21 protein-coding genes are annotated in these 24099 nt (G+C 64.2%); 11 read left to right on the forward strand and 10 right to left on the reverse strand.

Features of this window, described 5'->3' with window-relative positions; genetic code table 11:
• Positions 1–152 precede the first annotated feature (152 nt).
• Complete coding sequence (locus tag AC1RL5_RS07730; protein ID WP_015634311.1) at positions 153–497, reverse strand: hypothetical protein; 345 nt, start codon at positions 495–497, stop codon at positions 153–155.
• A 204-nt stretch (positions 498–701) separates the two neighbouring features.
• Between AC1RL5_RS07730 and ppc the strand changes: the two genes are divergently transcribed.
• From ppc to AC1RL5_RS07765, 7 genes are all read left to right on the forward strand, one after another.
• The gene (gene ppc / locus AC1RL5_RS07735; RefSeq protein ID WP_492589213.1) at positions 702–3332 is read left to right on the forward strand and encodes a phosphoenolpyruvate carboxylase; all 2631 of its coding nucleotides are present in this window, start codon (positions 702–704) and stop codon (positions 3330–3332) included.
• A gap of 289 nt (positions 3333–3621) precedes the next feature.
• The gene (gene adk, locus AC1RL5_RS07740; RefSeq protein WP_015634313.1) at positions 3622–4269 is read left to right on the forward strand and encodes an adenylate kinase; all 648 of its coding nucleotides are present in this window, start codon (positions 3622–3624) and stop codon (positions 4267–4269) included.
• Positions 4270–4359: 90 nt separating this feature from the next.
• On the forward strand, positions 4360–5034 hold the full coding sequence (gene tsaB / locus AC1RL5_RS07745; protein ID WP_072451181.1) for a tRNA (adenosine(37)-N6)-threonylcarbamoyltransferase complex dimerization subunit type 1 TsaB: 675 nt from the start codon (positions 4360–4362) through the stop codon (positions 5032–5034).
• 186 nt (positions 5035–5220) lie between these two features.
• Entirely contained in the window at positions 5221–5523 is a 303-nt protein-coding gene (locus AC1RL5_RS07750) for a hypothetical protein (RefSeq protein WP_492589215.1), read from the forward strand.
• On the forward strand, positions 5520–6380 hold the full coding sequence (locus tag AC1RL5_RS07755) for a DUF72 domain-containing protein (protein WP_026020060.1): 861 nt from the start codon (positions 5520–5522) through the stop codon (positions 6378–6380). The genes AC1RL5_RS07750 and AC1RL5_RS07755 overlap by 4 nt, the downstream gene beginning before the upstream one ends.
• 33 nt (positions 6381–6413) lie before the next feature.
• Positions 6414–7244, forward strand: a complete 831-nt coding sequence (locus AC1RL5_RS07760; protein WP_093404461.1) for an isocitrate lyase/PEP mutase family protein — start codon at positions 6414–6416, stop codon at positions 7242–7244.
• A 13-nt stretch (positions 7245–7257) separates the two neighbouring features.
• Positions 7258–7956 (forward strand): extensin-like domain-containing protein, encoded by a 699-nt coding sequence (locus AC1RL5_RS07765; protein ID WP_072451180.1) that lies wholly within the window; start codon positions 7258–7260, stop codon positions 7954–7956.
• 8 nt (positions 7957–7964) lie between these two features.
• Here AC1RL5_RS07765 and AC1RL5_RS07770 read toward each other — a convergent pair whose 3' ends face one another.
• Complete coding sequence (locus AC1RL5_RS07770) at positions 7965–8582, reverse strand: energy transducer TonB (protein ID WP_072451179.1); 618 nt, start codon at positions 8580–8582, stop codon at positions 7965–7967.
• A 94-nt stretch (positions 8583–8676) separates the two neighbouring features.
• On the opposite strand from AC1RL5_RS07770, the gene AC1RL5_RS07775 reads away from it, so the two are divergent.
• Positions 8677–9459, forward strand: coding sequence for a class I SAM-dependent methyltransferase (locus AC1RL5_RS07775; RefSeq protein ID WP_019093907.1), 783 nt, complete (start codon positions 8677–8679; stop codon positions 9457–9459).
• Positions 9460–9557: 98 nt separating this feature from the next.
• Here AC1RL5_RS07775 and AC1RL5_RS07780 read toward each other — a convergent pair whose 3' ends face one another.
• Positions 9558–10193 carry a TetR/AcrR family transcriptional regulator gene (locus tag AC1RL5_RS07780; RefSeq protein WP_072451178.1) on the reverse strand — a complete coding sequence of 212 codons (636 nt, stop codon included), beginning with the start codon at positions 10191–10193 and terminating at the stop codon, positions 9558–9560.
• A gap of 94 nt (positions 10194–10287) precedes the next feature.
• On the opposite strand from AC1RL5_RS07780, the gene AC1RL5_RS07785 reads away from it, so the two are divergent.
• Positions 10288–11376, forward strand: coding sequence for an efflux RND transporter periplasmic adaptor subunit (locus AC1RL5_RS07785; RefSeq protein WP_072451177.1), 1089 nt, complete (start codon positions 10288–10290; stop codon positions 11374–11376).
• Between the two features lie 6 nt (positions 11377–11382).
• Entirely contained in the window at positions 11383–14439 is a 3057-nt protein-coding gene (locus AC1RL5_RS07790) for an efflux RND transporter permease subunit (RefSeq protein WP_011059506.1), read from the forward strand.
• A 122-nt stretch (positions 14440–14561) separates the two neighbouring features.
• Here AC1RL5_RS07790 and AC1RL5_RS07795 read toward each other — a convergent pair whose 3' ends face one another.
• From AC1RL5_RS07795 to plsB, 3 genes are read right to left on the reverse strand one after another with little or no spacing between them, the layout of a single operon-like run.
• Complete coding sequence (locus AC1RL5_RS07795; RefSeq protein ID WP_011059507.1) at positions 14562–15251, reverse strand: DUF4197 domain-containing protein; 690 nt, start codon at positions 15249–15251, stop codon at positions 14562–14564.
• Positions 15252–15275: 24 nt separating this feature from the next.
• Positions 15276–15674, reverse strand: coding sequence for a YbaY family lipoprotein (locus tag AC1RL5_RS07800; protein ID WP_011059508.1), 399 nt, complete (start codon positions 15672–15674; stop codon positions 15276–15278).
• Positions 15675–15725: 51 nt separating this feature from the next.
• Positions 15726–18230 (reverse strand): glycerol-3-phosphate 1-O-acyltransferase PlsB, encoded by a 2505-nt coding sequence (gene plsB, locus AC1RL5_RS07805; RefSeq protein WP_011059509.1) that lies wholly within the window; start codon positions 18228–18230, stop codon positions 15726–15728.
• A gap of 247 nt (positions 18231–18477) precedes the next feature.
• Between plsB and AC1RL5_RS07810 the strand changes: the two genes are divergently transcribed.
• Positions 18478–18687, forward strand: a complete 210-nt coding sequence (locus AC1RL5_RS07810) for a cold-shock protein (RefSeq protein ID WP_011059510.1) — start codon at positions 18478–18480, stop codon at positions 18685–18687.
• A gap of 103 nt (positions 18688–18790) precedes the next feature.
• Here the strand turns inward: AC1RL5_RS07810 and AC1RL5_RS07815 are convergent, their stop codons facing one another.
• The 4 genes from AC1RL5_RS07815 to AC1RL5_RS07830 form a co-directional block, all read right to left on the reverse strand.
• Positions 18791–19168 carry a hypothetical protein gene (locus AC1RL5_RS07815; RefSeq protein WP_011059511.1) on the reverse strand — a complete coding sequence of 126 codons (378 nt, stop codon included), beginning with the start codon at positions 19166–19168 and terminating at the stop codon, positions 18791–18793.
• An 85-nt stretch (positions 19169–19253) separates the two neighbouring features.
• Positions 19254–20063, reverse strand: coding sequence for a putative RNA methyltransferase (locus AC1RL5_RS07820; RefSeq protein WP_072451176.1), 810 nt, complete (start codon positions 20061–20063; stop codon positions 19254–19256).
• A complete protein-coding gene (gene dapE / locus AC1RL5_RS07825; protein WP_065364553.1) occupies positions 20063–21214 on the reverse strand; it encodes a succinyl-diaminopimelate desuccinylase in 1152 nt (383 codons plus the stop codon). Before dapE ends, AC1RL5_RS07820 begins: the two co-directional genes overlap by 1 nt.
• A 185-nt stretch (positions 21215–21399) precedes the next feature.
• Positions 21400–23991: a glycosyltransferase gene (locus tag AC1RL5_RS07830; RefSeq protein WP_072451175.1), complete on the reverse strand. Its 2592-nt coding sequence runs from the start codon at positions 23989–23991 to the stop codon at positions 21400–21402.
• Positions 23992–24099 lie beyond the last annotated feature (108 nt).

Below are 24099 nucleotides of genomic sequence, written 5' to 3' on the forward strand. Positions count from 1 at the left end.
AATAGTTCAGAGAAAGATGGCGATTGGCCGGAAAAAATCTGACGCATCGGACAGGGCTTTAGACCGGGAACTTTTGCCGTGCGCAGGGGTATCCCCGACCCTTTGCAGGGCCGGGAAGGATGATTGTCAGGTGACCGCGGGAGTGTGGAAGTTCAGTGCTTGGGCTTGTCGGACTGGCTCGCCAGCAGGTGCAGATGCTGGCGCGACAATGCCAGGAAACGAGGGGTGGGACCCACATCCTCGTACAGTGGATCGCCCTCTTCATCGGTGGCCACGACGTGCTGGCCCTGGATGTAGGGGAAGCTCGCCTCCAGCTCTTCCAAGGCGGCGCCGATCAGTTCGCCGAGCAGTTCTTCGGTCTGGCGTTTGGGGTACATCTCGGAAAGGGCGGCCAGGCGCGCGGCGGCTTCCACATCCAGGTGAATCCGGTAGCCGGTCCGGGTCAGGCGACCCTTGGCGTTTTCTTCCCAGTGTTGTGCAAGTTCACGGATTTTCATGATGACCTCAATGAACACCTGCTCGTGGCAGGCTGGGTTGAGTGGACCGGCCGGGGCCGGTAGGCGGCCCTCGTGCGGCCTATGCTTGAGACTAGCTGCATCGCCGAAGGTTTGGTGCGCTTTGCCCCACGCTTGCTAAGCGAGGTGTGCAGGCGGCACTCTTGAGCCTTCCGTGCCGCCTTGAGTCCGCTGGAGAACACCTCGATGACCGATATTGATGCGCGCTTGCGCGAAGACGTTCACCTCTTGGGGGAACTGCTGGGCAATACCATCCGCGACCAGTACGGGGAGGCTTTCCTCGACAAGATCGAGCAGATTCGCAAAGGCGCCAAGGCCGATCGCCGGGGCTCGCCGGGGGCCGAGCTGAGCGCCAGCCTCGACCAGTTGAGCGAGGACGAACTGCTGCCGGTGGCCAGGGCCTTCAACCAGTTCCTCAACCTGGCGAACATCGCCGAGCAGTATCAGTTGATCCACCGCCGCGACGAGTCGCAGCCGGCACCCTTCGAGGCTCGGGTGCTGCCGGAGCTGCTGGCTCGCCTGCGGGCCGAAGGGCACAGCGCCGATGCTCTGGCCCGGCAACTGGGGCGCCTGGAAATCGAGCTGGTGCTGACCGCTCACCCCACCGAAGTGGCGCGCCGCACCCTGATCCAGAAATACGATGCGATTGCCGGGCAACTGGCGGCCCAGGACCACCGTGACCTCACCAGCGCCGAGCGCGGGCAGATCCAGGAGCGCCTGCAACGCTTGATCGCCGAGGCCTGGCACACCGAGGAAATCCGGCGGACCCGACCCACTCCGGTGGATGAAGCCAAGTGGGGCTTTGCGGTGATCGAGCATTCGCTGTGGCAGGCGATCCCCAATTACCTGCGCAAGGCCGACAAGGCCTTGTTCGAGGCCACCGGGCTGCACCTGCCGCTGGAGTCGGCGCCGATCCGCTTTGCGTCGTGGATGGGCGGCGACCGTGATGGCAACCCCAATGTCACCGCTGCGGTAACCCGCGAAGTGCTGCTGCTGGCGCGCTGGATGGCCGCCGACCTGTACCTGCGGGACATCGACCACCTGGCGGCCGAGCTGTCCATGCAGCAGGCCAGCCCGGCGCTCCTGGCCAGGGCCGGAGATAGCGCCGAGCCTTATCGGGCGCTGCTCAAGCAATTGCGCGAACGCCTGCGGGCCACCCGCAACTGGGCCCACGCGGCGCTCAGCGCGGCGGTGCCGGCCGGCGCCGAGGTGTTGCACAACAACCGTGACCTGCTGGAGCCGTTGCAGTTGTGCTACCAGTCGTTGCACGAGTGCGGCATGGGAGTGATTGCCGACGGGCCGCTGCTCGACTGTCTGCGCCGGGCAGTGACCTTCGGTCTGTTCCTGGTGCGCCTGGATGTACGCCAGGATTCCAGCCGGCATACCTCGGCCATGACCGAAATCACCGATTACCTGGGCCTGGGGCGTTACGAGGACTGGAGCGAGGAGGATCGCATCACCTTCCTGATGCGCGAACTGAGCAGCCGTCGGCCGTTGTTGCCAGGCTATTTCAAGCCCTCGGCGGACACCGCCGAAGTGCTCGCCACCTGCCGCGAAATCGCTGGTGCGCCAGCGGCGTCCCTGGGTTCCTATGTGATTTCCATGGCCGGCGCGGCCTCCGATGTGCTGGCGGTGCAGTTGCTGCTCAAGGAATCCGGTGTGCTGCGGCCGATGCGCGTGGTGCCTCTGTTCGAGACCCTGGCGGACCTGGACAACGCCGGCCCGGTGATGGAAAAACTGCTGCACATGCCGGGCTATCGTTCGCGCCTGCAAGGGCCGCAGGAAGTGATGATCGGCTACTCCGACTCGGCCAAGGATGCCGGCACCACGGCTGCGGCCTGGGCCCAGTACCGGGCCCAGGAGCGGCTGGTGGACATCTGCCGCGAGCAACAGGTGGAACTGCTGCTGTTCCACGGCCGCGGTGGCACCGTGGGGCGTGGCGGCGGCCCGGCCCACGCGGCCATTCTGTCGCAGCCGCCGGGTTCGGTGGCGGGGCGTTTCCGCACCACCGAGCAAGGGGAAATGATCCGCTTCAAATTCGGCCTGCCGGACATCGCCGAGCAGAACCTCAACCTCTATCTGGCCGCGGTACTGGAGGCGACCCTGTTGCCGCCGCCGCCACCGCAGCCGGCCTGGCGTCACCTGATGGACGAGCTGGCCAGCGATGGCGTCCGGGCCTACCGCGAGGTGGTGCGGGACAATCCGCAGTTCGTCGAGTACTTCCGCCAGTCCACTCCAGAACAGGAACTGGGCCGCCTGCCGCTGGGCAGCCGCCCGGCCAAGCGCCGTGCCGGGGGCATCGAGAGCCTGCGGGCGATCCCCTGGATCTTCGGCTGGACCCAGACCCGCCTGATGTTGCCCGCCTGGCTCGGCTGGGAAGCGGCCTTGAGCAAGGCCCTGGCCCGTGGCGAGGGTGACCTGCTGGGGCAGATGCGTGAGCAATGGCCATTCTTCCGCACCCGCATCGACATGCTGGAGATGGTGCTGGCCAAGGCCGACGCGGATATTGCCCGCTCCTATGACGAGCGCCTGGTGGAGACCGAACTGTTGCCGTTGGGCGAGCATTTACGCGACCTATTGTCGCAGGCTTGCGCGGTGGTCCTGGGCCTGACCGGGCAGTCGCAACTGCTGGCGCACAGCCCCGATACCCTGGAGTTCATCCGCCTGCGCAACACCTACCTCGACCCGCTGCATCTGTTGCAGGCCGAGCTGCTGGCGCGCTCGCGCAAGCAGCAGGCGCCGCAAGGAAGCCCCGTGGAACAGGCGTTGCTGGTCTCCGTGGCCGGTATCGCCGCTGGCTTGCGCAATACCGGCTGAGGTGCGAGAGGGCTGCCGGCCAGCTGCGCGGTAGCCCCAATCAAGGCAATTGCGAGGTGTCGTTCTGGTTCATCTGGCGACACTTTGTTGTCGGGTTGCGACTTGTTCTACCCGGCCAATGGGGCACAAAAGGGCCGGGTTCCTCCGACTTTCGACTGCTTGTGTGCGCTGTGTCGGCTGTGTATCTTGATCAGCCTTTGGCCGTTTGGGCGGCCACACCCCCATTTTTGAGATTGGCCCCACGAGGCGAATCCGAGCGTTTCTAAATAAAAAATTGAGGAGCACATCGATGCGCGTAATTCTGCTGGGAGCTCCCGGGGCCGGTAAAGGTACTCAGGCAAAGTTCATCACCGAAAAGTTCGGTATTCCACAGATCTCCACCGGTGACATGCTGCGTGCTGCGGTCAAGGCCGGCACCGAGCTGGGCCTGAAGGCCAAGAGCGTGATGGACAGCGGTGGCCTGGTGTCCGATGACCTGATCATCAACCTGGTCAAGGAACGCATCAGCCAGGCCGACTGCGCCAATGGCTTCCTGTTCGACGGCTTCCCGCGCACCATTCCCCAGGCCGAAGCGCTGGTGAAGGCCGGTGTCGAGCTGGACAACGTGGTGGAAATCGCCGTTGACGACGAAGAGATCGTCCAGCGCATCGCCGGTCGCCGTGTGCACGAAGCTTCGGGCCGGGTCTACCACACCGTCTACAACCCGCCGAAGATCGCCGGCAAGGATGACATCACCGGTGAAGACCTGGTGCAGCGCAAGGACGACACCGAGGAAACCGTGCGTCATCGCCTGTCGGTCTACCACTCGCAGACCAAGCCGCTGGTGGAGTTCTACCAGCAACTGGCTGCCACCCAGGGCAAGCCTAAGTACAGCCATATCCCTGGCGTCGGTTCGGTGGAAGTGATCACCGGCAAGGTACTCGAAGCCCTGAGCTGAGTTGCCTGAGCGTTTGATCGTTGAACGGCCCGCTTGCGGGCCGTTGCTGTTTATAATGCGTCACTTTTTTCAATGCCTATGGAACCCCGAATGAGCACCTTGCTGGCCCTGGACACCGCGACTGAAGCTTGCTCCGTTGCTTTGCTGCATGACGGCAAGGTCACGAGCCATTACGAGGTGATCCCGCGCCTGCATGCGCAGAAGCTGTTGCCGATGATCCAGGAACTGCTGGCCAATGCCGGGGTGACCTTGCAACAGGTCGAGGCCATTGCCTTTGGCCGTGGTCCGGGCGCCTTCACCGGGGTGCGCATCGCCATCGGCGTGGTGCAGGGCCTGGCCTTTGCCCTGGAGCGCCCGGTGCTGCCGGTATCCAACCTGGCGGTGCTGGCCCAGCGCGCTCTGCGCGAGCATGGCGCGGCCCAGGTGGCTTCGGCCATCGATGCGCGCATGGATGAAGTCTATTGGGGCTGCTACCAGGAAGTTGCCGGCGAGATGCGCCTGGTGGGCGCGGAAGCGGTATTGCCGCCGGAAGTCGCGGCCCTGCCCGAAGGCTCCAGCGGCGACTGGTTCGGCGCGGGTACCGGTTGGGGGTATGGCGAGCGCATTGCCGTCGAACTCAGCGGCCAGGACGCCGGCATGCTGCCGCATGCGGTCGACCTGCTGACCTTGGCGCAGTTTGCCTGGGAGCGCGGCGAGGCGATCGTTGCCGATCAGGCCCAACCTGTCTATCTGCGGGACAAGGTCGCTACTCCCAAGGCCCGTTGAACCCAGAACAAATGTGCGCGGTTATGCGGATAACTCCCGCATACGCCCGCCAATCGTCCGTTTTTTCAGCCTGAACCTGCCCGGTTTTAAACCTTTTGGCTTTTCTGTGTTCTAGTTATCACTTGGGCATTTGCTAAGTCGAAGCGGTGCCGCTAAATTGCCATCATCGACCCCGGGCTTTTCTGTATGCGTATAGACGGCATCTCCTCTCAGTCCTACCCCATCAAGCGCAAGCCTCGCAAAGGCCGTGCGCTGGTAGACGAGTCCGTGGACGATGCCGACGCCATTGAAGTGCAGCCCGAGCCTTCGACCCAGAGCCGTTCCCAGGCTTCTTCCCCACGTACCGGCAATCTTCCCGCCCGCCCCCAGGACATGATCTTCCAGCGGGCGATGAAAAAGAGCGTGGCCAACGCCCTGGCCAGCTACCTGACCACCGCCGGCTTTGTCGATTGGGATATGGAAGTGGTGGGTCTCGACCTGCATATCTGATGCTGCCTTATTTCCTCGGTTGTCCTTCCTGGAGCGAAAACGCCTGGCGTGAGTACCTGTACCCGGAAGACGCCCGGCCCAATGATTTCCTCGGCCTGTATTGCCAGGTCTTCAACGCCGTCGAAGGCAATACCACCTTCTATGCACGGCCGGCGCCCGGAACCGTGCAGCGCTGGGCCGAGATCATGCCCGAGCACTTTCGCTTTACCGCCAAGTTCCCCGGTGACATCAGTCACGGCGGCGACCTGCGCGAGCAGTTGAGCGCCGCTGAGTCCTTTATCCAGCTGCTCAGCCCCCTGGGTGAGCGGGTGTCGCCGCTGTGGCTGCAGTTGCCGGCCAGCTTCGCACCCCAGCGTCTGGCGGAACTGGCCGGGTTCATCGATGGCCTGGAGCGGCCACTGGCGGTGGAAGTGCGGCACCCGGAGTTCTTCACCAAGGGCGATGCCGAGCGCATGCTCAACCGGCTGCTGCGCGAGCGTGGCGTGGAACGCATCTGCCTCGACCCGCGGGCCCTGTTCAGTTGCACGTCGACCGCTCCTGCGGTGCTGCATGCGCAGTCGAAAAAGCCCAAGGTGCCACCGCGCCCCGCAGCCTTCACCCAGTTTCCCCAGGTGCGCTTCATAGGTCATCCGGAGCTTGAGGCCAACGATCCTTTCCTTGAACCCTGGATCGACAAGGTCGCCGGCTGGATCGAAGAAGGGCGTACGCCCTACGTGTTCCTGCACACTTCGGACAACCGTCTGGCGGCCGAACTGGCGCGGCGTTTTCACGCCCGGCTGATGCAACGTTTGCCTGGCTTGCCCGCATTGCCTGAGTTATACAGAGAGCCCGCTGCGGAGCAACTCGGCTTGCTCTGAAGCGCCTTCACGGCCTTCTTCAGGAGCGAGCCAATGGACGCGCAAACCCTTCGAGCCACTACTTTCAGGGCCCTGCATGAACGTGCCGGAGCCTTCGTCATTCCCAACCCCTGGGATGCCGGTTCGGCGAAGATGCTCGCCAGCCTCGGCTTCGAGGCCCTGGCCACCACCAGCGCCGGCTATGCCTTTTCCCTGGGGCGCCCGGATGCCGAAGGTGCACTTAGCCTGGAGGACACGCTGGACAACGTGCGCAGCATCGTCGGCGCCAGCAGCCTGCCGGTGGCGGCGGACCTGGAAAACGGGTTTTCCGACAGCCCCGAAGGCTGTGCCCAGGCGCTGCTTCTTGCGGCGGCCAGCGGTGTGGTCGGTGCTTCGATCGAGGACGCCACGGGCCATGCCGAGCAGCCGATCTACGATTTCCAGCTGGCGGTGGAACGCATTGAGGCCTGCGTGGCGGCCGTTCGCAGTCTGCCCTTTCCCTTTACCCTGACCGCCCGGGCGGAAAACCTGCTGCACGGGCGTGATGATCTGGCAGACACCATTCGCCGCTTGCAGGCCTTTGCCGAGGCCGGTGCCGATGTGCTCTATGCCCCGGCCCTGGGCAGTGCCGAGGATATCCAGCAGGTGGTGCGGGCGGTGGCGCCCAAGCCGGTGAACGTGCTGATGTCGGGAGGCCTCAACCTCAGCGTGGCGCAACTGGCGGAGCTGGGCGTCAAGCGCATCAGTGTTGGTTCGGCGCTGGCGCGGGCCGCCTACGGAGCCTTCTACCGGGCTGCGTTAGATATCCATAGCCACGGGCGTTTCGATTTTGCCGACCGGGCGATGCCGTTCGGGCAGATCAATCAAATGTTCAAGCAGCCGTGAAACGGGAGTGTCTGTGCGGGTAGTGAAAGTCCTGGGCGTCTTGTTGTTGCTGGGCGCCCTGTTGTTGATCGGTGTCCGCCTGGGCTGGTTGCCCGTCGCGGACAGTTGGAATCCCTGGGCGCCGCTGGACGTGCGGGCCAAGCCCAACCTGTTGACCCGTTTCAAGCTAGCGCGGCTGCGGGATGATCCGCAACTGTGCGACCAGGTGCTGGCGGGCTCGGGTTTGCGTACCAGCCGCCAGCCCGACAGCCGCACGGACGTCGCTTGCCCATTGAGCAATACCTTGCGCGTACAGGGTGGCGACGTGGCCCTGAGCAGCAGCTTTCTTGCCAGTTGCCCGCTGGCGGTGGCCTTTGCCCTGTATGAGCGCCACGGCCTGCAGTCGGCCGCGCAGGCGGTGTACGGCCAGCGGGTGGCGCGAGTCGATCACCTGGGCAGTTTCGCCTGCCGCAACATGTACAGCCGCGAGAGCGGTGCCCGCAGCCAGCATGCCAGTGCCAACGCCCTGGACATCGCCGGCTTTCGCCTGGGGGATGGGCGCAGCATCAGCGTGCTCCGGGATTGGCCCAAGGACAGCAATGAAGGCCGGTTTCTGCGCCTGGCCCGGGATGGCGCCTGTGATGCGTTCAACGTGGTGCTGGGGCCGGACTACAACGATGCCCATCGCAACCACTTTCATCTGGATGTAGGGCCTTGGTGGGTGTGTCGCTGAGGCTGGGCTCAGGCGGCGATGCGCAGGTTCTGCAGGATCAGCGGGCGGGCCCAGCCGATATCGAAGTCCATCGCCCGCTGTTGCTCGATGAGTGCCTGAGGCGGGAACGGCTCGGCGGGTTTGTCCAGCAGGTCCAGTTCGAATTCGGCGATCGGCAGGTGCAGTGGGCGGGGCTCCGGCGCAGGGCCTGGAGCAGGAATCGGCTGGCCGGCGTTGAGCACGATCGGGCGTACCCAGCCACTTTCGAAATCCTGCTGGCGCTGTTGGGCCACGATCTCTTCTGGCGGGAAGGGCGGGGCGGGTTTATCCAGCAGGTCCATTTCAAACTCGGCGATAGGCAGGAACAGCGGCTCCGGCGGGCGGACCTCGGTGTCTTGCACGTCGCAATGACGCTGATTGACGATCTGCGCCAGCACATCGCTGCCGCCAGCCGGTTCAACCGGGCCATCGATGGCCACCGCCGGTACCGCTTCAACGCTTGCACCTTCACCCCGTTGCTCGGCCAGGGCCTGGGCAAAGAAGTCCTGCCACAGATGGCTGACGCCGCTCAGTGCCTGGGAGTTGCGCAGGCCATAGTCGCCGTGGGGCGAGATGTAACCTATCGATGTGCGTTGAATGTCTGACATTGCTCTCGGTCGACGCTTGAGCTCTGGCAAAATGGCCGATAGTCCTGTTATCGGCAGTTTTTGCCGATCATTAATTTTTTGAGTGTGTTTTCAGATGAATGAGCAACCCGCAGCCTGCCGCATCAAAGTCGAGGCCCTGGGCGCCGGATTCGCCCCAGCGGCCGAGCAATGGGCCGAGCGCCTGGGGCTGGCGCTGCAGGTCGATGAGGCCGAGTTCGCCTTGCAAGTGGGTGAACAGGGCCTGCAGTTGCAGCAATTGGGGCCGGACGCGCCCGGGCCGGTACGGGTGGATTTCGTCGAGGGTGGTGCAGCCCATCGGCGGCTGTACGGCGGCGGCAGCGGGCAGATGATCGCCAAGGCGGTGGGCGTGGCCCAGGGCGTGCGACCACGGGTGCTGGATGCCACGGCCGGTCTGGGCAAGGACGGCTTCGTGCTGGCGACCCTGGGTTGCGAGATGAGCCTGATCGAGCGCCAGCCATTGATTGGTGCGCTATTGGAAGACGGCCTGGCCCGCGCTGCGCTGGACGCCGAGGTAGGGCCTATCGTGGCCCGCATGCACCTGCTCAAGGGCAATTCCATCGAGCTGATGCGCAACTGGCAGGGTGAACCGCCCCAGGTGATCTACCTCGACCCTATGTTTCCCCATCGGGAGAAAAGTGCCCTGGTGAAGAAGGAAATGCGCTTGTTCCGGCCACTGGTGGGCGATGACAACGACGCCCCGGCCCTGCTCGCCGCGGCCCTGGCCCTGGCCAGCCACCGGGTGGTGGTCAAGCGTCCGCGCAAGGCGCCGTGCATCGAAGGGCCCAAGCCCAGCCATGGACTGGAGGGCAAATCCAGCCGCTACGACATCTACCCGAAGAAGGCCCTCAAGGCCTGAGCCCCCTGTAGCAGCCAGCTTGCCGGAGAAGGCGGTCTTCAGTCCGCTTCGCTGGCAAGCCCGCTCCTACATCAGCCAGCGCTTGCACCTGCCGGTTTCTACGGCCGGTAGGCGCGGATGAACAGCGCCACCACTTCCTGCACATGCTCCTCTGCGGCGGCGCCCCTCAAGGGTTCGCCGCAGCCGTAGAGCAGGCGGAAATTCGCCCCGCCCTTGAGCATGCAGAAAAAGTGCTCGGCGGCGTTGCGCGGCTTGTCGATGCGCAGGGTGCCCAGTTGATTGATCTTTGCCAGCAGCCGCTCCATGCCCTGCAGCACCCGTTCGGGACCGGCCTCGATGAAGATCTGCGAGAGCTTGGGGTCCTGGCTGCCCAGCGTCATGATCAGGCGGTGCAGGTTCACCGACTCGTCGCTGTTGATCAGATGGTGAAAGCCCCGGGCGATGTTCAGCAGAACATTCTCAACCGGCGTGTCGGGGGTCAGTTCGTAGATCAGCGTGGGCAGCTGTTCTTCGCACTTGGCCACCACAGCGGCGGTGAACAAGGTCTCCTTGTCATTGAAATGGCTGTAGACCGTGAGCTTTGAAACCCCGGCCTCAGCGGCGACCGCATCCATGCTGGTACTGGCGTAGCCATTGCTCAAGAACAGGACTTTGGCTGCTTCGAGAATGGCCTGGCGCTTGGCCAGATCCTTGGGCCTGCCTGGCCCAACGTTTGCGGAAATATTGTCGGACATTTTTTCGCTGTTAATACTGGACTGGTGAGTTTGCTATTAATAACATACCGGCCAGTATAAATATTCCAAGCACCATTAGCGAAAGGTCGCCGCCATGTTCCGCTATGCCTTGCCAGTCAGCCTGGCTTTTTTTCTGTCTGCTTGTGGGCACGAAGAGCCCGTTCAAATTGGCATCCGGCCGGCCATGGTGGTCCAGCCAGAGCCTTCGGCAAGAGCTTCGGACAGCTACCCGGGCGAGGTGCGCGCCCGCTATGAGCCGGACCTGGCATTCCGTATCGGCGGCAAGGTCAGCCGACGGCTGGTGGAGGAGGGCGAGCGGGTCAAGGCCAACCAGCCCCTGGCGGAGCTCGACCCGCAGGACGTGCGCCTGCAACTTGAAGCCACCCGGGCCCAGGTCACTGCAGCCAGCGCCAACCTCAACCTGGTGCGCGCCGAGCGTGATCGCTACAAGACCCTGCTGGAGCGGCAGATGGTCAGCCATTCCCAATACGACAACGCCGAGAACCTCTACCGTTCCGGCGAAGCGCGCCTGAAGCAGATCAAGGCCGAGTTCGATGTGGCCAACAACCAGGCCGGCTACGCGGTGCTGCGCGCGCCGCAGGACGGCGTGGTGGCCAAGCGTGCGGTGGAAGTGGGGCAGGTGGTGGCGGCCGGGCAGACGGTCTTCACCCTGGCCACCGATGGCGAGCGTGAGGTGCTGATCAGCTTCCCCGAGCAGAACTACGGCCGCTTCAAGGTCGGCCAGCCGGTATCGGTGGAGCTCTGGACCCAGCCGGGCCAGCGTTTCGACGGGCGCATCCGCGAGCTGTCGCCTGCTGCCGATCCCAAGTCCCGGACCTTCGCCGCGCGTATTGCCTTCACTGCTGGCAAGGTTCCCGCCGAGCTGGGCCAGAGTGCCCGGGTGTTCATCCAGAGCGGCGATACGGTGCCGCTGTCGGTGCCGCTGTCGGCGTTGTCCGCGGAAGGCGGGGCGACTTATGTCTGGCGGGTGGATGCCAACAATACCCTGCACAAGACCCCGGTGCGGGTCGGCGCCTTCGGCGAGAAGAGCGTGCCGGTGCTGGAAGGGCTGAGCGCCAGCGATTGGGTGGTGGCCGCGGGGGTGCATGTGCTCCATGAAGGTTTGCAGGTGCGCCCGGTGGATCGCTCCAACCGCGTGGTCAATCTGGCGGCCAAGGAGTAATCCCCGATGGGTTTCAACCTTTCCGCCTGGGCGTTGCGCAATCGCCAGATCGTTCTGTTCCTGATGCTGCTGCTGGCCATTGTCGGTGCGCTGTCCTACACCAAGCTGGGGCAGAGCGAGGATCCGCCTTTCACCTTCAAGGCCATGGTGATCCGCACCAACTGGCCCGGGGCCACGGCCCAGGAAGTCTCGCGCCAGGTCACCGAGCGCATTGAAAAGAAGCTGATGGAGACTGGCGAGTACGACCGCATCGTGTCCTTCTCGCGGCCGGGGGAGTCCCAGGTGACCTTCATCGCCCGGGACTCGATGCACTCCAACGAGGTTCCCGAGCTGTGGTACCAGGTACGCAAGAAGATCAGCGATATCCGGCAGACCCTGCCGCCCGGTATCCAGGGGCCGTTCTTCAACGATGAGTTCGGCACCACCTTCGGCAATATCTATGCGTTGACCGGGCAGGGCTTCGACTACGCGGTACTCAAGGACTACGCCGACCGCATCCAGATCCAGCTGCAACGGGTCAAGGACGTGGGCAAGGTCGACCTGCTGGGCCTGCAGGACGAGAAAATCTGGATCGAGCTGTCCAACGTCAAGCTGGCGACCCTGGGCCTGCCCCTGGCGGCGGTGCAACAGGCCCTGGAAGAACAGAACGCAGTGTCCACCGCTGGGTTCTTCGAGACCCCGAGCGAGCGGGTGCAACTGCGGGTGTCGGGCAATTTCCAGACCGTTGAGCAGATCCGCAATTTCCCGATCCGCGTCGCCGGTCGTACCTTTCGCATCGGTGATGTGGCGGACGTGCGTCGTGGTTTCAACGATCCGCCCGCGCCGCGCATGCGCTTCATGGGTGAAGACGCCATCGGCCTGGCAGTGGCGATGAAGGAGGGGGGTGACATCCTGGTGCTGGGCAAGGCCCTGGAAGGCGAGTTCTCGCGCCTGCAGAAAAGCCTGCCGGCGGGGATGGAACTGCGCAAGGTATCCGACCAGCCGGCGGCGGTGAAGACTGGGGTGGGCGAGTTCGTCCGGGTGCTGGCCGAGGCCCTGATCATCGTGCTGCTGGTGAGTTTCTTCTCCCTGGGAGTGCGGACCGGGATGGTGGTGGCCCTGGCGATTCCCCTGGTGCTGGCGATGACCTTCGCCACCATGTACTACCTGGGGATCGGCCTGCACAAGATTTCCCTGGGGGCGCTGGTGCTGGCCCTGGGCTTGCTGGTGGACGACGCGATCATTGCGGTAGAGATGATGGCGATCAAGATGGAGCAGGGCTTCGACCGGATCAAGGCCGCTAGCTTCGCCTGGACCAGCACAGCCTTCCCCATGCTCACCGGCACCCTGATCACTGCGGCGGGCTTCCTGCCGATCGCCACGGCCCAGTCCGGCACGGGCGAATACACCCGTTCGATCTTCCAGGTGGTGACCATTGCCCTGGTGGCCTCGTGGATTGCAGCTGTGGTGTTCGTGCCGTACCTGGGGGAAAAACTGCTGCCGGACCTGGCGAAGATCCACGCCGCCAAGCACGGCGCCGAATCCAATCCCCACGGTACACCCTTCTACCAGCGGGTCCGGCGGGTAGTGGGCTGGTGCGTGGAGCGGCGCAAGACGGTGATCGTCCTGACCATCCTGCTGTTCGTCGGCTCGGTGATGCTGTTCCGTTTCGTTCCCCAGCAGTTCTTCCCGGCCTCGGGTCGCCTGGAGCTGATGGTCGACCTGAAGCTGGCGGAAGGCGCGTCCCTGAGCAACACCGCCGATGAGGTCAAGCGCCTGGAAGCCCTGCTCAAGGAGCATGCGGGCATCGACAACTACGTGGCCTACGTGGGCACCGGTTCGCCGCGGTTCTACCTGCCGCTGGACCAGCAACTGCCGGCCACCAGCTTTGCCCAGTTCGTGGTGCTGGCCAAGAGCATCGAGGAGCGTGAAGAGCTGCGCGGCTGGTTGATCGAAACCCTCAACGAGCAGTTCCCGGCGCTGCGCTCGCGGGTCACGCGCCTGGAGAATGGGCCGCCCGTGGGCTACCCGGTGCAGTTCCGGGTCACCGGCGAGCACATCGAGGAAGTCCGCGCCCTGGCGCGCAAGGTAGCGGCCAAGGTGCGAGAGAACCCCCATGTGGTCAACGTGCACCTGGATTGGGAAGAGCCCAGCAAGGTGGTCTACCTGAACATCGACCAGGACCGGGCCCGGGCCTTGGGAGTGAGCACCGCCAACCTGTCGAAATTCCTCCAGAGTTCGCTGATCGGTTCCACCGTCAGCCAGTACCGGGAAGACAACGAGCTGATCGAGATCCTGCTGCGGGGCACCCGCGAGGAACGCACCGAGCTGTCGTTGCTGCCGAGCCTGGCGGTGCCTACCGAGAATGGCCAGAGCGTGTCCCTGTCCCAGGTGGCGACCCTGGAGTACGGCTTCGAGGAAGGGGTGATCTGGCACCGCAACCGCCTGCCCAACGTCACCGTGCGCGCCGATATCTACGGCAAGGAGCAGCCGGCGACCCTGGTGCAGCAGATCCTGCCGACCCTGGAGCCGGTTCGCGCCGAGCTGCCCGATGGCTACCTGCTGGAAGTGGGGGGCACGGTCGAGGACTCGACCCGGGGCCAGAACTCGGTGAAGGCCGGCGTGCCGCTGTTCATCGTGGTGGTGCTGACCTTGCTGATGATCCAGCTGCGCAGTTTCTCGCGCACGGCCATGGTGTTCCTCACGGCGCCCCTGGGATTGATCGGGGTCACCTTGTTCCTGCTGGTGTTCCGCCAGCCCTTCGGCTTCGTGGCCATGCTCGGCACCATTGCCCTGTCGGGGATGATCATGCGCAACTCGGTGATCCTGGTGGACCAGATCGAGCAGGACATCAAGGCGGGGCACAAGCCCTGGGATGCGATCATCGAAGCCACGGTGCGGCGTTTCCGGCCCATCGTGCTGACCGCCCTGGCGGCGGTGCTGGCGATGATCCCTCTGTCGCGCAGTGTGTTCTTCGGGCCGATGGCAGTGGCCATCATGGGTGGGCTGATCGTGGCGACGGCGCTGACCCTGTTGTTCCTGCCGGCGCTGTATGCGGCCTGGTTCAGGGTCAAGAAAACCTAGGAACCGGTATGCGGGAATACATCCTGTAGGAGCCGGCTTGCCGGCGAAGAGGCCCTTGGGGCAGGCGCTTGTCCTGGCGACGTCTTCGCCAGCAAGCTGGCTCCTACAGGTAGCGGGGAGGCTTACAGGGTGCCGAAGACTTTCTTGGCCAGGCTGGTGGCGGCTGCCGCCGGGTTCTGGCGAATGGTTTCTTCCTGCTTGCCGATCATTTCGAACAGGCCATTGAGGGCTTGTTCGGTCACGTAACTCTCGATGTTGGCGCTCTTGGCATCCAGCACGCCGAGCGTCGCAGCCTGGCCGGCGAAGGAGTTGTACTGCTTGGCCAGGCCGACCTGGTCAGTGGCCTGCTTGACGATCGGCAGGAACTTGGCGCGGATCTGCTCGCGGCTGCTCTTGTCCAGGTATTGGGTGGCGGAGTCCTTGCCGCCGGCAAGAATGCCCTTGGCGTCAGCCACGGTCATCTTCTTCACGGCATCCACCAACAGGGCCTGGGCTTGCGGGACAGCGGCCTCGGCAGCCTTGTTCATGCTGGTTTCAAGCTGATCGACCTGGTCGCCCATGCCGAACTGTTTCATTTTTTTCGCGACCTTGCCCAGATTGCCCGGCAGCTCGATGCGCACCTCGGGGTTGTTGCTGAAACCACCTGGGGTGCCCAGCTGTTTGACAGCGATCTGCGCACCCTGGGTCAGGGCATCTTTCAGGCCACCGCTGGCGTCACCCTGGGACAGGTCGCTCAGGGACAGGGCCAGGGCGCTGGCGGAGATCAACAGGCCAGCGCACAGGCTGGTGAAACGAAGCGAAGTACGGAGCATGGCGGCTTCCTTGTGCAATAAGAATTAACGAACAGCGTCGACCCGCAGCTTCAAGGGCTGCGGGTCGCTGCCGTCGAGTTTAACGGCGTTGTTTTCGGTGGTGATGAAGACTAGCTGGCCAGCCACTTCAATCCGCGCGCTGACCGAATAGCGGTGGCCGGGCTTGACCTGGGCCGGGTCGTAGCTGAGGTGAAAGGGCAGCGGCACCTGGCCCTTGACCGGACCGCTCTGCTCGGCCAGGACCACGGCAGGGGCATCGGCCAGTGACACGTCCTGCAGGCTCACGCTCAGGGTGGCGGCCGGAGGCAGGGCGATGCGCTGCAAGTAGAAGACTTCGCCGTCGAGGCTGGCCTTGGCAGCGGGATTCATGGACTGGCAAGCGCCGAGCAGCGCGGTGGCGGCCAGCAGGCTGAGCTTTTTCATCGCGGATCTCCGTATCGAGGGCGCCGCAGCTGCTCCGGCGCTCGTAAGAATCTAGTCGTTTTGCGCAGGTGCCGCGAGCTGGTCGGCGGCGTCTTCGCTGCGGTGCAGGGCGACCTGGCGGATCGACAGGCGAATTTCTGCCGGCAGCACGCGCTTGGCGGCACCTTCGGCCAGCTCCCCCAGCGCTTCGTGGTAGCTCAGCTTGCCGGCTTCGTCGCGGCGCAGCACACCCTGGTCCAGCAGGGTCTGGATAAAGTGGCGGAACAGGCTCTTGTCGAAGAACTCCGGGGCATTGAGGCCATGCAGGATCGACAGGCGCTGGGCCATGACCGTGCACAGGTCTTCCAGCTCCTCGGCGCTGATGCTGTTCTGGCCGCTGTTGAGCAACAAGGAAATGGCCATGTAGAAGCGTTGCAGGGTCTGGGCAATGCTCTTGGACAGCAGGGTCAGCAGGACGAAATGCCGCGAGCTCGGGGCCGGACGCTGGTACAGGTCCTTCTCGAAGCGCAGCAGGCCCTGTTCGACAAAGGCCTCCAGCCACTGGTCCACCACCGCGTCCAGCTCATCCAGCGGCCAGCGGATGAACAGCTCCGATTGCAGGTAGGGATAGAGCGCGCGGGTATAGCGCAGGATCTGTTCGCGGCTCATGCGCGACGAGCTCTGGAAGAAGCTCGCCAGCAACGCCGGCAGGGCGAAGATGTGCAGCACGTTGTTGCGGTAGTAGGTCATCAGGACGGCGTTCTGCTCGTCCAGGTAGAGGATCTTGCCCAGGGCGTCGCTCTGTTCGGCCAGCAGGTCCATGTCCTTGACGTGCTGGATCAGAGCCCGGCCGTCGCCTTCGGGCAAGGTGGTGTGGGGCGAGTAGGGAACGCGACGCAGCAGTGCCAGGTACAGGTCCAGGACCCGCGCCATGGCGCGGTCGTCCAGGGCCAGGCGGGTGGTGGAAAGCAGGGCCAGGGCCACCAGGTTCACCGGGTTGATCGCCGCGGCTTCGTTGAGGTGCTGGGCCACCCGCTCGCCGAGACGGTTGGTGGTTTCATTGAGCCAGGCCGGGCGGTACTGCGGGCCCAGCTCCTGGGTCCGCCAGTCCGGCTGTTCCTGGTCGAGGAACTCCGCCAGCTTGATCGGTTCGCCGAAGTTCACTGCCACCTGGCCGAAGCGCTGCTTGAGGGCGCCGATGACCTTGAAGATGTCGAAGATCGACTCTTTCTTCTTGCTCGCGCCGCGCAGCTCGCCCAGGTAGGTCCGGCCTTCCAGCACCCTTTCATAGCCGATGTACACCGGCACGAAGACGATGGGCATGCGCGAGGAGCGCAGGAAGCTGCGCAGGGTGATTGCCAGCATCCCGGTCTTGGGTTGCAGCATGCGCCCGGTGCGCGAACGGCCGCCCTCGACGAAGTACTCCACCGGGAAACCCTTGGTGAACAAGGTGTGCAGGTATTCGTTGAACACCGAGGTGTAGAGCGGGTTGCCCTTGAAGGTGCGGCGCATGAAGAAGGCCCCGCCGCGACGCAGCAGGCCGCCGATCACCGGCATGTTGAGGTTGATCCCGGCGGCGATGTGCGGCGGGGTCAGGCCGTTGCGAAACAGCAGGTAGGACAGCAGCAGGTAGTCGATATGGCTGCGGTGGCAGGGCACGTAGATCACTTCGTGGCCCTGGGCGATCTTCTGCACGCCTTCGAGGTGGTTGACCTTGATCCCGTCGTAGATCTTGTTCCAGAACCAGCTCAGCACCACTTCCAGGAAGCGGATCGCGGTGTAGGTGTAGTCCGAGGCGATCTCGTTGCCGTAGCGCAGGGCCTGGGCCTTGGCTTTTTCCGGGGAAATCTTTTCGCGCTCGGCCTCGTCGAGGATCGCCTGTTTCACCAGGGGCTGGTTGAGCAGGCCCTTGACCAGGTTGCGCCGGTGGGAAATGTCCGGGCCGATGACCGCAGCCTTGAGGTTGCGAAAGTGCACCCGCAGGATGCGCTGGGCCATGCGCACGGTGCGCTCGTGGCCCTTGTTGTGCTCGATCAGCTCGCGCAGGTTGATCGGTGCGGAGAACTGCACCCGGGTCTTGCGTCCCAGGATCATGATGCTCAGCAGCCGGCGCAGGCGCCCGGTGACCGCCCAGCTGTCGGCGAACAGCAGCTTCCACGGGCTCGATTCGCTGTCCGGCGACTGGCCCCAGAACACGCTGACCGGAATGATCTGTGCATCTTCGGCGGCATTCTGGGTCAGGGCGCTGACCAGCCGGGTCAGGGTCGGTGGCGCGCCGCGCTTGTCCTGGCGGCCAAGCCAGTCGGGCTCCGGGGTCAGGTAGAAGAAGGCCGCCGGTTCCAGCAGGTTGCCCACCGACACCGGCAGTACCGGACGTGGCAGCCCGGCCTTGGTGCATTCGGTATCGACCACGGCGAGATCGGTCAGGGACGGGTTTTGCAGGACGTAGAACACCGGTCGGCTGCGGTCGAGGTCGAGGGTGAAGGACGACTGGTTGATGGTTTCCGAGCGGACCCAGAGGTACAGCAGTCGGCGCAAGGTGCCAAACACAAGACGGCGGATCGGGGAGCGGGTCATACGGCTTCTGCGTGAGTGAGTAGAAAACCGAGCAACTGCTCGGGGCCGGTAGTGTGCCGGATTCGCCGAAAATCGGCAAAAAAGCGCCGAAACAAGATTGAGTTGAGAGTTTTTACGCCTGTCATATACTCGGCCGACTCTCCCGCGGTCGTATCGCTTCCACTCATAGAGAGGCTGGCTGGGGGAAAGTTCTCAGGGTTTGGTTGCAGTGCGCCAATCCAATAATAAAAAAATGAGGTATGGATTCATGACTACTCGTGAGACAGGCAACGTTAAGTGGTTCAACGACGCCAAGGGCTACGGTTTTATCCAGCGTGAAGGCGGGGCGGACGTATTTGTCCACTACCGGGCAATCCGTGGCGAAGGCCACCGCTCCCTGACCGAAGGCCAGCAGGTGGAATACGCTGTGGTCGAAGGCCAGAAAGGTCTGCAAGCCGAAGACGTCGTCGGCCTGTAACCCACCCTGTAGGAGCTGGCTTGCCAGCGAAGGCGCCCGTCTATCGAACGCAAGTCTTGAAGGCCTCTTCGCCGGCAAGCCGGCTCCTACGGGTATGCACTGTTCAGGCAGTGCGCCAGGTAATCTCTTCTTCACCGTCGGCGCTGATGCGAATCCAGCGATCGGCGGACTCTTCACCCTCTTCCTCGACCCAGCTGCCCGGTGCGCAGCGCACCTCCACATTCAGCGCGGCAAAGGCGGCGCGGGCGCAGGCGATGTCGTCATCCCACGGGGTCTGGTCGCTTTCCAGGTACAGGCTGTTCCACTTGCCCACGGCCTTGGGCAGCCAGGTCACGGGCACCTGGCCTGCGGTGCATTTGTAGGTCTGGCCTTTTTGTACCCAGTCGCTGCACGGGCCAAGCACGGCGCCCAGCCAGGCGGCGATGGCCTTGTAGTCGACGTCGGCGTCTTTCAGGTAAATCTCGATATCGGGCTGGCGCATGGATGTCCTCATTGCCGGTCTGAAAAATCCATTCGCGGATTTCTTCGGCCGCGAGCACAGGCTCGGGGCCTTGGGTTTTAGTGGGTTATTGCAGCACGAAGTAATCGTAGCGCATCGATACGCTGACCTCGAAAGGCTCGGCCTGCTCGATCACCGCGGCACGGCGCTCGGCGCTGGCGCGCCAGCCATGTGGCGTCATGGCCAGCAGGTTGGCGCGGTCTTGCGGGCGTTCCAGGTGCAGCTTGAACTCCAGGGTTTCGCTGTGGGCCAGGGCCATGCCTTCGGGTACCAGGGCCAGGTGCTTGTCGTCGGTGTATTCGCGCACTTCGTCGTACAGGCGTTCGCGCAGTTCCATCAGGTGGCCGCTGGTGGGACCTACCTTCATCAGGCCGCCGCCGGGGCTGAGCAGGCGCTTGGCCTCCCGCCAGTCGAGGGGGCTGAAGACGCTGGCCAGGAACTGGCAGCTAGCGTCCGCCAGGGGGATGCGCGCCATGCTGGCGACCATCCAGGTCAGTTGCGGGGCACGACGGCAGGCGCGCTTCACCGCCTCCCGGGAAATATCCAGGGCGTAGCCATCGGCAGCGGGCAGGGCCTGGGCCAGTTGCGCGGTGTAGTAACCCTCGCCACAGCCGATGTCGACCCAGCGCTGGGGCGCGCGTTCTGCCGCCAGCTCCGCCAGGCGCCGGGCCACCGGGGCGTAGTGCCCGGCGTTGAGAAAGTCGCGGCGGGCCTCGACCATGGCCTGGTTGTCGCCCGGGTCACGGCTGTTCTTGTGCTGCACCGGCAGCAGGTTCAGGTAGCCCTGGCGTGCCCGGTCGAAACGATGCCCGGCCGGGCAGACCACGCCGTTGTCCACGGCGTTCAGCGGGGCACTGCAGAGAGGACAGGCAAGCATCAGGCTAGCAACTTGATCAGGGTCTGGTAGTAGATTTCGGTCAGCACATCGAGGTCGCTGGCCAGTACCCGCTCGTTGACCTGATGGATGGTGGCGTTGACCGGGCCCAGCTCCACTACCTGGGTGCCCAGGGTGGCGATGAAGCGCCCGTCGGAGGTGCCGCCACTGGTGGAGGCCTTGGTGTCGCGCCCGGTGACCTGCTTGATGCTGGCCGATACCGCGTCCAGCAGGGCGCCGGGTTCGGTGAGGAACGGCAGGCCGGACAGGGCCCACTCCACATGCCAGTCCAGGCCGTGCTTGTCGAGGATGGCCGCGACCCGCTGCTGCAGGCCTTCCACCGTGGATTCGGTGGAGAAGCGGAAGTTGAACAGCGCGGTCAGTTCACCGGGAATCACGTTGGTGGCGCCGGTCCCGGAATTGAGGTTGGAGATCTGGAAACTGGTGGGTGGGAAGAAGGCGTTGCCGTCGTCCCAGTGCTCCGCCGCCAGCTCCGCCAGGGCCGCGGCCGCCAGGTGGATCGGGTTCTTCGCCAGGTGCGGATAGGCCACGTGGCCCTGCACCCCGCGCACGGTGAGCTTGGCGCCGAGGGAGCCGCGGCGGCCGTTCTTGACCACGTCGCCCACCAGGCTGGTGCTCGAAGGCTCACCGACGATGCACCAGTCCAGGCGCTCCTTGCGTGCCGCCAGGCGCTCCACCACGGCCTTGGTGCCATGGTGCGCTGGGCCTTCTTCGTCGCTGGTGATGAGGAAGGCTACCGAGCCCTTGTGGTCCGGGTAGTCGGTGACGAAACGCTCAGCGGCCACCAGCATGGCCGCCAGGCTGCCCTTCATGTCCGCTGCGCCACGGCCGCAGAGCATGCCGTGCTCGTCGATCAGAGCGTCGAACGGGTCGTTCTGCCAGGCCTGGACCGGGCCGGTAGGCACCACGTCGGTGTGGCCGGCAAAACACAGCACCGGGCCTTCATGCTGGCCATGGCTGGCCCAGAAGTTGTCCACGTCCTCGATGCGCATCGGTTCCAGCTTGAAGCCGGCATCCCCCAGGCGCTGCATCATCAGCTTCTGGCAGTCGGCGTCGATCGGCGTCACCGAGGGGCGACGGATCAGATCACAGGCAAGTTGCAGGGTCGGCGAAAGCTCGGCATGGGCCGTCATGGGTAACTCCGGTGCAAGGCATTGTGCAGGAGCCGGCGGGGCGGCGAGGGCGGTTTAATCGATACACCGCGTTGCTTGGTTCGCTGGCAAGCCAGCTCCTGCAGGGTTGGGCGAGGCGCGCAAAATGGCGGATATCTTAAAGCAAAACGGCGGCCAGAGGCCGCCGTTTAGTGCTTTGGATCGATTTAGGCTGTTGGAGCCGGCTGGCTTTCTTCCGCCGGTTTTGGCAGCGACGAAAGGAAGGCCATGACCAGCGCTGCCACGTAAGGCAAAGACTGCACCAGGAGCATGGTCACCCAGAAGCGCATGTCGTTGCTCGGCAGGCCCTGCACCAGGAAGATCCCCAGCGCCGCGCCCCACAACAGCAGCATGATGAACAGCTCTTCCCGGGCTTCCGAGATCGCCACCCAGAAGCCGTGATTGTCGGCGTTCTTCGGGGTGCGGAAGAACGGAATGCTGCTGGTGAAGAAGCCGTACAGCACCGCCTTGGCGATGGTGTGGGACAAGGCCAGGCCCGCCAGGGCCGCGCAGAACGCGTCCTTGAGGTTGACCCCCACCGCACGGCGGTAGAGGAAGATGATCTTGCCCACCTTGAACACGAACAGCGCCAACGGCGGGATGGCGAAGATCAGCAGCGGCGGGTCGACCCGTTGCGGCACGATGATCATCGCCGCCGACCACAGCAGGGCGCCGACGGTGAAGAAGATGTTCATGCCGTCCGCTACCCACGGCAGCCAGCCCGCGAGGAAGTGGTAGCGCTGGCCACGGGTCAGCTCGGTGTTCTTGCCGCGCAGCAGGCTGGCGGTGTGGCGCTTGATGATCTGGATCGCGCCATAGGCCCAGCGGAAACGCTGCTTCTTGAAGTCGATGAAGGTGTCGGGCATCAGGCCCTTGCCGTAGCTTTCGTGGTGGTACGCCGCCGACAGGCCTTTCTCGAACACCCGCAGGCCCAGCTCGGCGTCTTCGCAGATGCACCAGTCTGCCCAGCCCAGCTCTTCGAGCACTGTGCGCCGGGTCATGGTCATGGTGCCGTGCTGGATGATCGCGTCACGGTCGTTGCGGGTGACCATGCCGATATGGAAGAAGCCTTTGTATTCCGCGTAGCAGAGCTTCTTGAAGGTGCTTTCGTTCTGGTCGCGATAGTCCTGGGGCGACTGCACGATGGCGATCTTCGGATCGGCGAAGTGCGGCACCATGTGCTTGAGCCAGTTGCGGTCGACGCAGTAGTCGGAGTCGATCACCGCGATCACTTCGGCATCCTTGGCGGTGTGCGGCAACAGATAGTTCAGCGCACCGCCCTTGAAGCCGGCCAGGGGCGCGACGTGGAAGAACTTGAAGCGCGGGCCGAGGGTCTCGCAATAGGCCTGCACCGGTTCCCAGACCGCCGGGTCCTTGGTGTTGTTGTCGATGATCAGGACTTCGAAGTCCGGGTAATCGAGGTTGGCCAGGGCATTGAGGGTCTGTTTGACCATCTCCGGCGGCTCGTTGTAGCAGGGCACGTGGATCGAGACTTTCGGCCGGTAGTTGGAGTCGCCCTCCACCGGCAGGAATTCGCGCCGGCGCTTGTGGATCCACACGGCTTCGGCCAGTTCATGGGCCTCGGTCAGCAGCACGATGAACACCCCCAGCGCGCCGAGGGCCAGGAGGAAGCCCACCGTCAGGCTGAACCAGGTGCTGTATTGCTGGCTGTAGTCGTAGCCGATCCACACCAGCACCGAACCGCAGAGGAACGCGATAAAGGTCAGGAAGGTCCGGCCGCGCTGGCGCAGGGCCGAGCCGTCGATCATCAGCAGGGTCAGCGACAGCAGCGCCAGCACCACCGAGCCGATGGCCAGCACGCGCCATTGCGGGATGGCCACCACTGGGCCTTCGAAGTTGAATTTCTGCTGGCGCGCGGCGTTGAACACGCCCCAGTAGGCGCCCACCGAACCTTCGTCGCTGGCCTTCCACGGCTGGTCGAAGGCTTCGATGACAAAGTAGTTGTAGCCCTGGCGGTTGAGCTTGTTGACCAGGGTACGCAGGTAGATCGCCTGGTCCGCCGGGCTGGCGTCGGCGCCACCGCGCATGCGGCCGTTGCTCGGCCAGCCGACCTCGGACAGCAGCAGCGGTTTTTTCGGGAACATCTTCTTCAGGTCCCGGGCGCGGTCGAGGACGAACTGCTCGGCCTTGTCCACCGGGATGAACTCCCAGTAGGGCAGGATGTGCGCGGCGATCAGGTCGACGTGCTTGGCCAGCCCCGGGTTTTCCTCCCAGACGTGCCATTGCTCCGAGGTGGTGACCGGAACTTTTACCGCGGCCCGCACCCGGTCGAGAATCACCGACAGTTGGTCGGCGGTGATTTCCTTGCGGAAGATCGCCTCGTTACCCACCACCACCCGCACGACGCTGCGGGAGGTATTGGCCAGTTCGATGGCGCGCATGATTTCCCGCTCGTTGCGCTCCAGGTCCGGGCTGATCCAGATCCCCAGGGTCACGCGCAGGCCGAACTCTTCCGCGAGCCTCGGGATATCTTCCAGGCTGCCGTCCACCGAATAGGTACGGATGTTGTCGGTCAGCTTGCTCATGATCTCCAGGTCGCGACGCATTTCATCGTCGGACGGGTACTGGTCTTTCTGCGGGAACTGGCCCTGCTGGAAAGGCGAGTAGGAAAAACCGGAGATCTGTTCCGGCCAGTCGGGGGCCGAGACCGGGCGATTGATCAGCGCCCAGAAACCGGTGAACAGCGCGGCAATGGCCAGCACTATCACCAGGTTGAGTCCAAATTTACGCGATGACATAGCTATTTCGGGTTCCAAAAGGTGTGGAACGAGGGAAGGGTTGGCAGGCGCCAAACGGCGGGCATCCTACACCGGCCCTCAACTGAGCGTACAGCGCACAGAGGAAAG

The sequence above is a fragment of the Pseudomonas sp. GW822-FHT06D10 genome, from assembly GCF_058799535.1.

Excerpts from the sequence above, each read along its gene's own strand:
- ppc (WP_492589213.1), top strand. The coding sequence starts at position 702 with ATGACCGATATTGATGCGCGCTTGCGCGAAGACGTTCACCTCTTGGGG.
- AC1RL5_RS07830 (WP_072451175.1), bottom strand. The coding sequence starts at position 23,991 with ATGTCATCGCGTAAATTTGGACTCAACCTGGTGATAGTGCTGGCCATT.
- AC1RL5_RS07780 (WP_072451178.1), bottom strand. The coding sequence starts at position 10,193 with ATGTCCGACAATATTTCCGCAAACGTTGGGCCAGGCAGGCCCAAGGAT.
- AC1RL5_RS07770 (WP_072451179.1), bottom strand. The coding sequence starts at position 8,582 with ATGTCAGACATTCAACGCACATCGATAGGTTACATCTCGCCCCACGGC.
- dapE (WP_065364553.1), bottom strand. The coding sequence starts at position 21,214 with ATGACGGCCCATGCCGAGCTTTCGCCGACCCTGCAACTTGCCTGTGAT.
- AC1RL5_RS07750 (WP_492589215.1), top strand. The coding sequence starts at position 5,221 with ATGCGTATAGACGGCATCTCCTCTCAGTCCTACCCCATCAAGCGCAAG.
- AC1RL5_RS07760 (WP_093404461.1), top strand. The coding sequence starts at position 6,414 with ATGGACGCGCAAACCCTTCGAGCCACTACTTTCAGGGCCCTGCATGAA.
- AC1RL5_RS07795 (WP_011059507.1), bottom strand. The coding sequence starts at position 15,251 with ATGCTCCGTACTTCGCTTCGTTTCACCAGCCTGTGCGCTGGCCTGTTG.
- AC1RL5_RS07775 (WP_019093907.1), top strand. The coding sequence starts at position 8,677 with ATGAATGAGCAACCCGCAGCCTGCCGCATCAAAGTCGAGGCCCTGGGC.
- AC1RL5_RS07810 (WP_011059510.1), top strand. The coding sequence starts at position 18,478 with ATGACTACTCGTGAGACAGGCAACGTTAAGTGGTTCAACGACGCCAAG.
- adk (WP_015634313.1), top strand. The coding sequence starts at position 3,622 with ATGCGCGTAATTCTGCTGGGAGCTCCCGGGGCCGGTAAAGGTACTCAG.
- plsB (WP_011059509.1), bottom strand. The coding sequence starts at position 18,230 with ATGACCCGCTCCCCGATCCGCCGTCTTGTGTTTGGCACCTTGCGCCGA.
- AC1RL5_RS07790 (WP_011059506.1), top strand. The coding sequence starts at position 11,383 with ATGGGTTTCAACCTTTCCGCCTGGGCGTTGCGCAATCGCCAGATCGTT.
- AC1RL5_RS07815 (WP_011059511.1), bottom strand. The coding sequence starts at position 19,168 with ATGCGCCAGCCCGATATCGAGATTTACCTGAAAGACGCCGACGTCGAC.
- AC1RL5_RS07785 (WP_072451177.1), top strand. The coding sequence starts at position 10,288 with ATGTTCCGCTATGCCTTGCCAGTCAGCCTGGCTTTTTTTCTGTCTGCT.
- AC1RL5_RS07820 (WP_072451176.1), bottom strand. The coding sequence starts at position 20,063 with ATGCTTGCCTGTCCTCTCTGCAGTGCCCCGCTGAACGCCGTGGACAAC.
- AC1RL5_RS07800 (WP_011059508.1), bottom strand. The coding sequence starts at position 15,674 with ATGAAAAAGCTCAGCCTGCTGGCCGCCACCGCGCTGCTCGGCGCTTGC.
- tsaB (WP_072451181.1), top strand. The coding sequence starts at position 4,360 with ATGAGCACCTTGCTGGCCCTGGACACCGCGACTGAAGCTTGCTCCGTT.
- AC1RL5_RS07730 (WP_015634311.1), bottom strand. The coding sequence starts at position 497 with ATGAAAATCCGTGAACTTGCACAACACTGGGAAGAAAACGCCAAGGGT.